Annotated in this window: 8 protein-coding genes; 1 reads left to right on the plus strand and 7 read right to left on the minus strand. The window is 67.1% G+C overall.

Annotation, left to right across the window (positions count from 1 at the left end):
- Positions 1–167: 167 nt before the first annotated feature.
- From AC3WON_RS11445 to AC3WON_RS11465, 5 genes are all read right to left on the minus strand, one after another.
- Positions 168–1,355 (minus strand): acyl-CoA dehydrogenase family protein, encoded by a 1,188-nt coding sequence (locus tag AC3WON_RS11445; protein WP_492321279.1) that lies wholly within the window; start codon positions 1,353–1,355, stop codon positions 168–170.
- 136 nt (positions 1,356–1,491) lie between these two features.
- Complete coding sequence (locus AC3WON_RS11450) at positions 1,492–2,271, minus strand: enoyl-CoA hydratase/isomerase family protein (RefSeq protein ID WP_492321280.1); 780 nt, start codon at positions 2,269–2,271, stop codon at positions 1,492–1,494.
- A gap of 23 nt (positions 2,272–2,294) precedes the next feature.
- On the minus strand, positions 2,295–3,278 hold the full coding sequence (locus tag AC3WON_RS11455) for a Bug family tripartite tricarboxylate transporter substrate binding protein (RefSeq protein WP_492321281.1): 984 nt from the start codon (positions 3,276–3,278) through the stop codon (positions 2,295–2,297).
- 34 nt (positions 3,279–3,312) lie between these two features.
- Positions 3,313–5,025, minus strand: coding sequence for a long-chain fatty acid--CoA ligase (locus AC3WON_RS11460; protein ID WP_492351860.1), 1,713 nt, complete (start codon positions 5,023–5,025; stop codon positions 3,313–3,315).
- Between the two features lie 32 nt (positions 5,026–5,057).
- Positions 5,058–6,065, minus strand: a complete 1,008-nt coding sequence (locus AC3WON_RS11465) for a tripartite tricarboxylate transporter substrate binding protein (protein ID WP_492321283.1) — start codon at positions 6,063–6,065, stop codon at positions 5,058–5,060.
- Between the two features lie 322 nt (positions 6,066–6,387).
- On the opposite strand from AC3WON_RS11465, the gene AC3WON_RS11470 reads away from it, so the two are divergent.
- Complete coding sequence (locus AC3WON_RS11470; RefSeq protein WP_492351861.1) at positions 6,388–7,569, plus strand: AraC family transcriptional regulator; 1,182 nt, start codon at positions 6,388–6,390, stop codon at positions 7,567–7,569.
- A gap of 75 nt (positions 7,570–7,644) precedes the next feature.
- On the opposite strand, the gene AC3WON_RS11475 is transcribed toward AC3WON_RS11470, so the two are convergent.
- Both AC3WON_RS11475 and AC3WON_RS11480 read right to left on the minus strand, forming a co-directional pair.
- Positions 7,645–8,997, minus strand: coding sequence for a TolC family outer membrane protein (locus AC3WON_RS11475; protein ID WP_492351862.1), 1,353 nt, complete (start codon positions 8,995–8,997; stop codon positions 7,645–7,647).
- 166 nt (positions 8,998–9,163) lie between these two features.
- Positions 9,164–12,487, minus strand: a 3,324-nt coding sequence (locus AC3WON_RS11480; RefSeq protein WP_492351863.1) for a beta strand repeat-containing protein, incomplete at its 5' end; no start/stop codon positions are given.

Below are 12,487 nucleotides of genomic sequence, written 5' to 3' on the forward strand. Positions count from 1 at the left end.
GCCATTGACCATGCTTGTGAAACACCTTACACCTTTCCCGCCATCCGTGCACATCCGGTTTTGTAACCATACGCACGAAAGCCGGCACTGGTGCCGGCCTTCGTTTTTCCGCATTTTCTTACGCGTTTGCGCGCACTAGCACGCGCACAGTGCTGATAGCAGGCGCGTCAAAGCGTGCGCGCGACCAGCTCCTTCATGATCTCGTTGGAGCCGCCGAAGATCTTGCTCACGCGTGCATTCGCATACATACGCGCGATCGGGTATTCAAGCATGTAGCCGTAGCCGCCGTGCAACTGCAGGCACTCGTCGATGACCTGGCAGTTCTGCTGCGTGCACCACCACTTGGCCATGGCGGCCGTGGCAGCGTCGAGCTTGCCGTCAATCAGGCGCAGCATGCAATCGTCGACGAAGGTCGCGGCAATGGTGGCGACCGTCTTGCACTCCGCCAGCTTGAACCGCGTGTTCTGCAGATCGGCGAGCGGCTGGCCGAACACCTTGCGCTCGCGCACGTATTCGGTGGTCAGCTCGATGGCACGCTGCATGGTGGCCACGGCCCCGAGCGCAATGATCATGCGCTCTTGCGGCAGCTGCTGCATAAGCTGGTAGAAACCCTGCCCTTCCTGCGTGCCAAGCAGGTTGGCGCACGGCACCAGCACGTCGTCGAAGAAGAGTTCGGCGGTGTCTTGCCCTTTCTGTCCGATCTTCTCGAGAATGCGGCCACGACGGAAGCCCGGCAGGTCTCGCGTCTCCACCATGACCAGCGACACGCCGCGCGAACCGGCCTCCGGATCGGTCTTGGCCACCACGCAGACCAGGTCGGCGTGATACCCGTTCGTGATGAAGGTCTTTGCACCGTTTATGCGATAGCAGTCTCCGTTTTCGGTCTGTTCGCGCACCGCGCGGGTGCGTATCGCTTTGAGGTCGGAACCGGCGCCAGGTTCCGACATGGCAATGGCCGCCACCATTTCGCCGCTGGCCATCTGCGGCAGCCATTTCTTCTTCTGCGCTTCCGTGCCGTAGTTGAGCAGGTAATGTGCCACGATGCCGCTGTGCACATTATTGCCAAGGCTGGTGCAGACGGCGCGCGACATTTCCTGCGTGATGACGGCCTCGTGGGCAAAGGTGCCGCCACCGCCGCCGTATTCCTCGGGGATGCTGGCGCACAGCAGCCCGATCTGGCCGGCGCGGCGCCAGACCTCGCGGTCGATATAGCCCTGGGCGGCCCAGCGGGCCTCGTTGGGCACCAGTTCGCGCTCGATGAAGCGGCGCACGGTTTCCTGGAACATCCCCAGGTCTTCGGTCATCCAGGGGGTCTGGCGTACGGCGGGCGCCGTGTGCTGGTCGTGGGATCCCATATGGTGTGCTGGTATCAGGGTAAACGAGAAAATTGGCAGGCGACCGTTACCGTCCGGCCAGCGCCCGCCTGTATACGTAAACGACAGCCCGGCGAGGCCGCCAGATGCTGCGGGGCAGCATGACCCGCGCCGCCGCTCAGTCCGGCCAGCGGTAGCGCAGCGGCTGCTTGGCCATGAAGCGGTCGGCAGCCTCGCGGCGATAGGCGGTGGAGAAGGCAATGCCCTGCCCATCCGCTTCCATCGCCAGCATGGTGTGCAGGTCCTGGTTCAGCGAGGCATTCAGCGCCTGCTTGGTCAGGCCCACCGCCACCGGCGAGGCCTCGGTGAAGGCCTGCGCCAGCGTCCGCGCACGTTCCTGCAGGCTGTCCGCCGGCACGATTTCCATGACGATGCCAAGGTCTTGCGCGGCCTGGGCGTTCAGCTCGCGCATCGAGAACATCAGCGCCTTGGCCCGCTGCAGGCCGATCATCCGCGGCAGCGTGTAGAACACGCCACAGTCGGGGACCAGCCCCATGCGCAGGAACGGCAGCCCGAAGCGCGCGCGCGGCGTGGCCAGGATGATGTCGGCCGTCAGCGCCAGGCTGAAGCCCGCGCCATAGGCCGCGCCGTCCACCGCGGCGATGACCGGCACGTCGAGCTGGATCAGGTCTTCCAGCCAGCCGTGCACCTTGTGCAGGCGCTTGCGGCCCTGCTCGGCATTGATCTCGACCTGCATCGAGCTGATGTCGCCGCCCGACGAGAAATCGGTGCCGGCGGCGGTCAGGATCAGCGCGCGCACGCTGTCGTCGGCACGTACCCGGCGAATCACTTCGCCGATCTCGTCGCGCATCGGCAAGGACAGCGCGTTCTTGCGCGCCGGCGAGTCCAGCGTCAGCGTGGCGACGCCGTCCTCGACGGCAAAGCGGATGGTTTCCATCGGTGGGCTCCGGGAGGCGGGTTTCAGTCGAGCTGGATATTGGCGTCGCGCACGATCTTGGCCCACTTGGGCGTATCGCCGGCGACCACGGCCGCCAGTTCCTGCGGCGCGGACCCGACCGGCTGCAGGCCCATGCCGGCCAGCTTCTGCGTCACTTCGGGCAGGCGCACGATGCGCGCGGTCTCTGCCGCCAGCTTCGCCGTCACATCCTTGGGCGCATTGGCCGGCAGGAACAGCCCGTACCAGCCGTTGGGCTCGAACCCCGGCAGGCCCAGTTCAGTGAAGGTCGCCACATTGGGCAGCGCCTTGTAGCGCTGGGTGCCGGTGATGCCGAGGATCTTGAACTTGTTGCTGCCCAGGTACGGGTTGGCCGAGGTCACGTCGACAAAGGCGCTGTCCACCTGGCCGCCAAGCAGGTCGCTCATCAGCGGCGCCGCGCCCTTGTAAGGGATGTGTGCGAGCTCGATGCCTGCCTGCTGCTTGAGCAGCTCGCCGTGCAGGTGCGACGAGGTGCCGTTGCCATAGGAGCCATAGCTGAGCTTGCCCGCCTTGGCCAGCGCCAGGAACTCGCGCATATTGTTGGCCGGCACGCGGTTGGGCACGACGAACAGGTCGGACGACTTGGCGATCAGCGAGACCGGCGTGAAGTCCCTGGCCACGTCGTACGGCGTGCGCTTGTACAGGGCCGGCGCCTGGATCAGCGCCGTGATCGCCAGCAGGATGGTGTAGCCGTCGGCCGGCGCCTTGGCGACAGTGTCGTTGCCCAGCATGCCGCTGGCGCCGGGCTTGTTTTCGACCACCACCGGCTGGCCCAGGCTTTCGGCCAGGCGCTGGCCGATCAGGCGGCCCACGGTGTCGGTGCCGCCGCCGGCCGGGTACGGCACGATCATGCGGATCGGCTTGCCGGGATACGGTTGCTGCGCGAAGGCGCTGCCCGCGCCGCCGAGGATGGCCGCGCCGGCCAGGGTGCCGGCCTGTGCCAGCCAGTTGCGTCTGCTTTGCTGCATGCTGTCTCTCTCTTTGCTGAATTCGCCGCTGGCGTCACGCGCTCGGGTTTTCCGCCTGCATCTCGCGCTCCTGCAAGGCGCGCCACAGGATCTTGCCGGTGGCCGACTTGGGCAGCGCATCGACCACGTCGACGATGCGCGGCACCTTGTACGCGGCCATATGCTCGCGGCACCAGGCCATGATGCGTTCGGGGTCGGCTTCGGCCGTGCCGCGTGCTTCCGGGCGCAGCGCCACCACGGCCTTGACGGTCTCTCCGCGGCGCTGGTCGCGGGCGGCGATCACGCAGGCTTCGTGGATGGCCGGGTGCCCGTACAGCAGGTTCTCCACCTCGGCCGGCCAGACCTTGTAGCCGGACGCGTTGATCATGCGCTTGAGGCGGTCGCGCATGAAGAAGTAGCCTTGCTCGTCCATGAAGCCGAGGTCGCCGGTGCGCAGGAAGCGCTTGCCGCCGATCTCGATGAAGGTGGCAGCGTTGGCTTCCGGGTTGCGCCAGTAGCCCAGCATCACCTGGCCGCCGTGGACCACGACCTCGCCGGTCTCGCCGCAAGGCAGTTCCTGCAGCGTCTCGGGATCGAGCACGCGCGCGTCCACGCCGAAGGTGGCGATGCCCAGGCATTCGCGCTTGGGCTGGTTGCGCGGGTTGGACAGGATGAAGGCCGCGGTCTCGGTCATGCCGTAGGCCTCGACGTAGGGCAGGCCGAAACGCTCCTGCAGCATATTGGCCACCGCTTCGGGCATGGCCGCGCCGCCGCCGCCCACATAGGCCAGGCTCGACAGGTCGCGCGCGTCGATGCCCGGCTGCGAGAAGAAATCCACCATCATCGCCGGCGGCGCGCCCCAGACCGAGACGCGGTAGCGCTCGATCAGGTCCGCGGCCAGCGCGCGGTCCCAGCGCGGCATCAGCACCACGGTGGCACCCAGGTAGAGCGGCGAGTTCATGCAGTTCTGCATGCCCAGCAGGTGGAACATCGGCGCCACGGCCAGCACCACGGATTCGGGCGTGGCGCCGCGCCAGATCACCGATCCGGCCGCCGCGGTCATCAGCGTACCGTGGCTATGCATGCAGCCCTTGGGGTGGCCGGTGGTGCCGGAGGTATAGGCCAGCATGCACAGCGTGTCGTAGCCCGCCTGGTGCGGCAGCGGCCGGTGCCCGGCGGCGCTGGCCGCGTCCCAGGCCACCGGCATGGCGCCGGAGGGCGCGGCCTGCGGCGCGGGTGGCGCTTCACGCAGCCAGGCCGGCACCGCCAGGCCGCCGTCGTCGCGCAGCATGCCGGCGTAGTCGTGCAGGATCACATGTCGCAGCGCCGGGCCGTGCAGCGGCGCCACGCGCTGGTACAGCTCGCTGCCGGCAAAGGCGGCCACCGCGCCGCTGTCCTGGACCACGTGGGCAAGTTCGGCCTCCAGCCACATCGGGTTGGCCGGGACCACCACGCCTTCGGCGCGCAGGATCGCGTAGTAGGCAATGATGAACTGCGGGCAGTTCTGGCTGAACAGCAGCACCCGGTCGCCCGGCTCGATGCCGCAGGCTTGCTGCAGGTAGCCGGCCATCCGTTCGATCTCGTCCTGCAGCTGGCCGTAGGAGATCGCGGTGCCGAAATACTGGATCGCGGTCTTGTCCGGATAGCGGTGCGCCGCCGCCTCGACGTTATAAAACAGGCTGGTGCGAGGCGTATGCAGCGTGGCCGGCAGGCCGGGCGGCCAGGCGGGGGAACGGAATGGCTGATTGGTATTTGTAGCAGGCTTCATTTGCGGCAATCGACAGGTCAAACGGGAATGACTTAATCCAGGCGGATGTTCCTGGTGCGGATCACCTTGCCCCAGCGGACATAGTCGGCCTGGATGGTCTGGGCAAACGCGTCCGGCGTGCTGCCGGTCAGGATCACGCCAAGCTCGTTCATGCGCTTGCGCACGTCGGGCTGGGCCAGCACGCGGTTGACGTCCGCCGAGAACTTCTCAACGATCGGCCGCGGCGTGGCGGCCGGCAGCAGCAGCCCGAACCAGCCCATCGCATCCATGCCTTCAATGCCGGCTTCGCGGAAAGTCGGCACATCCGGCAGTTGCGGCGCGCGCGCGGGGCCAGTCACCGCGAGGGCGCGCAGGCGGCCGGTGGCGACGTGGGGCTTGGCGCCCATCACCGAGATCACCGCCGCCGGCACCTGGCCGCCCAGCAGGTCGTTCAGCTCCGGAGCCTCGCCCTTGTATGAGACATGGAGCATGTCGATCTTGGCGGCCTCGTTGAAGACCTCGCCGTACAGGTGGCCACTCGAGCCGGCCCCGAACGAGCCGTAGGAGAACTGCTTCGGCTTGGCGCGAACCTGCGCGATGAAGTCTTTCAGGTTGGTGGCAGGCACCGCATTGCTGTTGACGGCGAACACCAGGTTGGTCGTGCCGAGCTCGGACACCGCGGCGAAATCCTTCACCGGGTCATAGGGCGCCCGGGCATACAGGCTTGGCGCCTGCACCAGCGGCGTGATCGTCAGCAGCGCGGTGTAGCCGTCGGCCTCGGCACGGGCGACCACCTCGGCGCCGAGCATGCCGCTCGCACCCGGGCGGTTTTCCACCACCACCGGGCGCTTCCAGGCCTTGCCCAGCCCTTCGGCAATGGCGCGGGCCAGCACATCGGTGGCGCCACCGGCCGGGAAGGGCACGACCATGCGCACGGTGCGCGCCGGGAATTCGCTCTGCGCGAGCGCCGCGCCCGCCCCCAGCATCCCGGCGGCAACGCCGCCCCACGCCAGCAATCCGGCCCCAAAGCGCCACAGCGCACTACGACGATCTGCCTGCATGTGTTGTTGTCTCCATTGTTTTTCCTGAGGCGGGGAACGGGTGGTTGCCCCGTTTCTGGTCCCGTCCGGGCCGGTGGGCCGGCCTTGTATCGGTATCAGCCGGAGAGTGCGCGATGCTGCGGTGCGTGGACAATGACCAGACAAGCCAAAATGATTGGCCGAATCGCTCAGATGGAAGGCAGCCTTTGGCAAATCCCGATTGTGCGGTGCGGTCGCGGCTTGCTAAGGTGCCGGGACGATGAGGCAAAACGTCCGTCAACGCCCCGCGGAGCCAGCCGTTCCGCGGTGCCGGCGCCGACGCGCCACCGTGATGAGGAGACCCATGCATACCGCTGTCCTGTCATCGCCGCGCCCGCCCGTGCCGGGCAAACTGCACCTCCCCGGCAGCACACTGCCGCCGGTGCTCGGACATGGCCATGCCAGCGGCCGGGCCGAGGCCCCTGCCACCACGGCGCAGGCCGCGCCCCAGGCCTCGGCGCGCCACACCATTGCGGTCCAGCATGTGGATCACATCCTGCTGGGCCCGCGCCGGCTGGGCCACGACATTGCCCCGCTGCTGCGCCGGGCCGGGATTTCGCCGGCGCTGCTGGCCTCGCCCAATGCGCGCGTCACCCAGGGCCAGTACGCGGCGCTGATCCGCACGCTGCGCCGCGTCATGCGCGATGAACTGTGGGGGCTGCTGGACCGGCCCGTGACCCCGGGCGCGTTTGCGCAGGCGTGCCGCAACCTGATCCATTGCGCCACGCTGGAAGACGCCATCCGCGCCGGGCTGCGCCTGTACCGGCTCCATATCGACGCCTTCGCGCCACGCCTGCATGTCAGCGCCGACGGCAAGACCGCCTCCGTGGTGCTGCATCCGCGCGCGCCGGCCTCGGCCTGCCGCAGCTTTGCCGAATCGACTTTCGTGTTCCATGCCTACGCGCTGCTCAGCTGGCTGGTGGCCGGCCATATCCCGCTGGCGAGGGTCGACCTGAGCGCCGCGCCGTCGCAGGGCGGCCCGGAGACCGAGCGCGTCTTCAAGGCCGCCGTGCATTACGGCCAGCCTGTCTCCGTGCTGCATTTCGATGGCGCCAGCCTGCGCCTGCCGGTGATGCAGGACGCCGCCAGCCTGCGCGAGTTCCTGCGCGAGACGCCGCGCAACCTGCTGATCCGCTACCGCGACAACAGCTGCCTGGCCGAGCGCATCCGGCAGCACTTGCGCTCCCACCTGGATGATGAACTGCCGTCGCTGGAGCAGATGGCGCAGATGCTGCGGCTCACGCCCCAGACGCTGCGCCGCCGGCTGCGCGACGAGGGCAGCGGCTACCAGAGCATCAAGGACAGCCTGCGCCGCGACGTTGCCATCGGCATGATGGAGCGCCCCGGCATGACGCTGCAGGACGTGGCCCTGCGGCTTGGCTTCTCAGAACCGAGCACGTTCCACCGGGCCTTCAAGAAATGGACCGGCGTGGCGCCGGGAGAGTATCGGATGCGAGGATTGCGGGGCGAGGCCGTGCCGGGCTGATGCGGGCGGGGTCAGGATCTCCGGTGGCCGGCGGCTGAAGATGTATGCGGGATTGCCCGGCACCGTCCCTCCTCCCTACCTCTGTCCCACCGGCGGCGCTGCCCGCTGGCCCACCTGCACCATCCCCGTCTGGGGCGGCGGCACCTGCAAGGTCGCCAGCAGCAAGCCCATGCCGGCAAGGATGCGGTACTGGCTGGCCAGTTCGGTGTACTGGCCGGTGACGTAGCCAGTACGCGCGCTGAAGTACTCGTTCTCGGCATTCAGCAGGTCTAGCAGGCTGCGCTGCCCGATCCGGAATTGCTTGCCGTAGCTGACGCGCGTGGCATCGCTGGCCTCCACGTATTGCTTGAGGCTCACCAACCGGTCCTGCGCCGTCAGGTGGGCGTTATAGGCCTGCGACACGCTTTCCTGCACCTGCCGGCGCAGCCGGTCCAGGTTCTGCTCAGCTTCCTGGACCTGGTAGCCGGCCTCGTTGATGCGCGCCTTGTCGGCGTTGCCACGAAACAGGTTGTAGCGCACGCGCAGCATCACGCTGCGCTCGTCGGTGGTGCCAAGCACGCGGTCGCGGTCGCGCGCCACGCCGACCTCCAGATCCAGCCTTGGCCACAACGCGGCCTTGGCCAGCGAACGCCCGGCCTGGGCTTCGGCGATATCGGCCTGCCCGGCACCCAGCGCAGGGTGGTTGGCGCTTGCCACCTGCTGCGCCTCCCGTTCGGTGGCAGGCAGGAGCGTCGACAGCGACTCCGGCCTGGACAAGGCCTCTGGCGGCGCGCCGACCACGCGCAAATAGGCTGTCATGGCGTCCTGCAGGCTGCCCTGCTCGGCCCGCAGGCTGGCCTTGGCCAGCGCCAGGCGGCTTTCGACCTGATACAGATCGGCGCGGCGCAACACTCCGTTGTCGGCGCCAAGCCGGATCTGGTCATAGATGTGCTGGTGCGCTTCCAGATTGGCCAGGCCGATGGCCACGGTTTCCTGGCGCCGCAGCACCTCCACATAGACGCCGACCGTGCGCAGCGCGATGTCTTCGGCAGTCGCGCCGACCCGATAGGCCGCGCCGTCGATCCGGGCCCCCTGCCGCTCCACATCGCTGCTGGTGGCAAAGCCGTCGAACAGCATCTGCGAGATCGTCACGCCGGCCGCATGGCTGGCATAGGAAGAGTCGGACAGGCCCATCAGCCGGGTGCTGTGGCTGTCCAGGCGTACGCGACCGGTGGCGGCATTGACATCGACCCGCGGCAGGTAGCCGGCGCGCGCCTGCGTCAGCCCCTCGTCCGCGGCCAGCCGGCGGCTGCCCGCAGCCAGCACTTCGGGATTGGTATGCACGGCTTGCTCGACTGCCTGGCGTAGCGCCTGGGCTGCCGCGTGATGCGGCACCACCATGGCTGCCCATAGCAGTACATGTGCCAGCCGGCACCATGTCGTTGTCATGCTTCCCCCACTCGGGCGCACCCGCTGCCGCGTATCGCGCTGGCCGGCGCCTGCGCGATGCGGGAAGCGGTGCGCTACCCGTTTATTATGGTTTTCAACTGCGCCGGATTCCGGCTTTACTGCCGCCCTGCGTTTCCCTCCCTGAATCCGCCACCGATCGCGCGGCTCAGGCGGTGTGGATATTGCCGTTGCTCAACAACGTGTTGAGATCGAGCCCGACCACGCCCTGCAGCACGGCCACGTCCTGGAATGCAGCCGCCGCGCCACTGCCATCCCGATCCAGGCTGACCACGGTGTTGCCATCGACCTCCGACAGGCGCACGAACTGCGCCGCGTTGGCGGTGGTCACACCAACACCGGAAAGCAGGTCGGAAAGATCCAGCACATCGCCACCGGAAGCCACCGGCGCCACACCGAAGTCGGTGATGGTGTCGACCGAGGCGGGGTCCGCGCGCAGGAAGCGGAAGGTGTCGCTGCCGGTGCCGCCGGTCAATGTGTCGGGGCCCGCCCCCCCCGGCAGTACGTCGTTGCCGGCGCCTCCGACCAGCAAGTCGTTACCCGCGCCGCCACGCAGCACGTCGTTGCCAGCTGAGCCGGTGAGGTTGTCGTTGAAGGCGGAGCCGATGACGCCTTCCACGTTGCTGTAGCTGTCGGCACCGAGGCCGGTCACGACCGGGCCTGCCGTGGTGGGGCTGTTGCTCTGCGTCAGAGTGAACACAACCCCGCCGGTGGCATCGGAGAAATCAAGCAGGTCGATGCCGTCGCCGCCGTTGATGATGTCATCGCCCGCGCCACCGCGAAGGATGTCGTTGGCGGTACTGCCGGTCAGCACGTCGGCTGACGCCGAGCCGATCACGCCCTCCATATTGCTGTAAGTATCCGAGCCCAGGCCGGACAGGTTAGCTGTACCGCTACCTTGCGTCAGCGTGAAGGTGATACCCCTGGTCGAATCGGAGAAATCAAGCATGTCGATACCTGCGCCGCCGTCGATCGTATCGTTGCCCGCGCCACCGCGCAGCACGTCGTCGCCGGCGCCGCCGTTGAGCGAGTCGTTGCCCGCTCCGCCAATGAAGACGTCCGCAGCGCCGGCGCCCTTCTGCGTATCGATGCCGCTGCCGCCATTCAGGTAGGAAGCCTGATAGTTCTGGTTCTCCAGCGACACCGTGACAGATCCGGTGGTCGACAGGACATTGACCGTAACGGTCCCCGTGCTGGTACCACCCGCTCCGTCGTACACGGTATAGCTGAAGCTGCCTTGCCCCGTTCCGCCGCTGGTGTTCAACGTGATGTAGCTGCCGCCTGTACCCAGTGCCGCAGTGCTTCCCGCGCCCGTCCCAGGCGTCACCGCGGTGATTGACAGGGCCCTGCCATCTACATCGCCATCATTGGCAAGCAGCGCGCTGACCGGGATCAGGATATTGTTGTTGCCGTTCTCGTCGTACGAAACATGGATCACGTCCCCCGCTGCCACCGGCGCGTCATTGACGGGATTGAGCGTAATCGCCACCGTATCGGTATCGACCGAAGCGCCATCGCTGGTCTGCATCTGCACCGACGCCGCCCCCGCGTAGTCCTTGTCGCCAACGAAACGCAGGCCGTCCAGCGCGGCACTGATCGCTGCGTCACTACCGGTGAACGTCATGGTTCTGTCCGCGGTGCCGTCGCCCGCGAGGAACTGCAGCCCCGCGACATCGTTCAGCGAGATCGTGCCGGCGCTCGCACTCAACGTCACGGTGTGGCTGCCGTTGTCCACGTCGGAGATGCTGAACGCATTGCCATTGGCCGTGCCGAACACCAGTGGCGTATCTTCATTGACTGCCTGCGCCGCAGGCACGGCGTTCACAACGGCATCATTGGCGCCAGTGATATTGACGGCAACCTCCTGGCTGGCAGTGAGATCCGCGGATTGCACGATCAGCTTGTCGGTCACATGCTGCCCTGCGGCGAGCGCATCGGCCTTGGTGTTGTCCAGCGTATAGGTCCAGGCGCCGGTATTGCCGTTGAAGGTGAAGGTGCCGTAATGGCCCGCCAGGCTGTCCGGCGATACCGCGGCGAAGTGCGCTTGATCGGCATCGACGTCAGTGACCGTCAGCTTGCCGCTGGCGGATGCGTCGCCGGGGTCGGTGTTGCCTGCACCACCAGCCTCGGTCACCACCTTGTCCTCGTTGGCCGAGGCCGTGATGGTGGCGTGGTCGTTGGCGCCAGTGATGTTGACCTTGATGATCTGCTGTGCAGTCTGGTCTGCCGAAGACACTGTCAGCGAATCACTGACCTGCTGGCCCGCGATCAGGGCATCGGCCTTGGTGTTGTCCAGCGTATAGGTCCAGGCCCCGGTGCCGCTGTCGAAGGTGAAGGTGCCGTAATTGCCCGCCAGGCTCTCCGGCGGCACCGCGGCGAAGTGCGCTTCACCGGCATCGACATCGGTGACCACCAGTTTGCCGCTGGCGGATGCGTCGCCAGTTTCAGCATTGCCAGCGCCGCCAGCCTCGGTCACCGCCTTGTCCTCGGTGGCCGAGGCCGTGATGGTGGCGTGGTCGTTGGCGCCAGTGATGTTGACCTTGATGATCTGCTGCGCGGTCTGGTCGGCCGAAGACACCGTCAACGAATCACTGACCTGCTGGCCCGCGAACAGGGCATCGGCCTTGTTGTTGTCGAGCGTATAGTTCCAGGCGCCGGTGTTGCTGTCGAAGCTGAAGGTGCCGTACTGTCCGGCCAGGCTCTCCGGCGCGACCGCGGCGAAGTGCGCTTCACCGGTATCGACGTCGGTAACCGTCAGTTTGCCGCTGGCGGATGCGTCGCCAGTTTCAGCATTGCCAGCGCCGCCAGCCTCGGTCACCGCCTTGTCCTCGGTGGCCGAGGCCGTGATGGTGGCGTGGTCGTTGGCGCCAGTGATGTTGACCTTGATGATCTGCTGCGCGGTCTGGTCGGCCGAAGACACCGTCAACGAATCACTGGCCTGCTGGCCCGCGAACAGGGCATCGGCCTTGGTGTTGTCGAGCGTGTAGGTCCAGGCGCCAGTGTTGCTGTCGAAGCTGAAGGTGCCGTACTGCCCCGCCAGGCTCTCCGGCGCGACCGCGGCGAAGTGCGCTTCACCGGTATCGACGTCAGTGACCGTCAGCTTGCCGCTGGCGGATGCATCACCCGTTTCAGCATTGCCTGCGCCGCCGGCTTCGGTCACCGCCTTGTCCTCGGTGGCCGAGGACGTGATGGTGGCGTGGTCGTTGGCCCCAGTGATATTGACCTTGATGGTCTGCTGCGCGGTCTGGTCGGCCGAAGACACCGTCAGCGAATCGCTGGCCTGCTGGCCCGCGAACAGGGCATCGGCCTTGGTGTTGTCGAGCGTATAGTTCCAGGCGCCGGTGTTGCTGTCGAAGCTGAAGGTGCCGTACTGCCCCGCCAGGCTCTCCGGCGCCACCGCGGCGAAGTGCGCTTCACCGGTATCGACGTCAGTGACCGTCAGCTTGCCGCTGGCGGATGCATCACCCGTTTC

This window comes from Cupriavidus sp. FW305-46 (genome assembly GCF_058787075.1).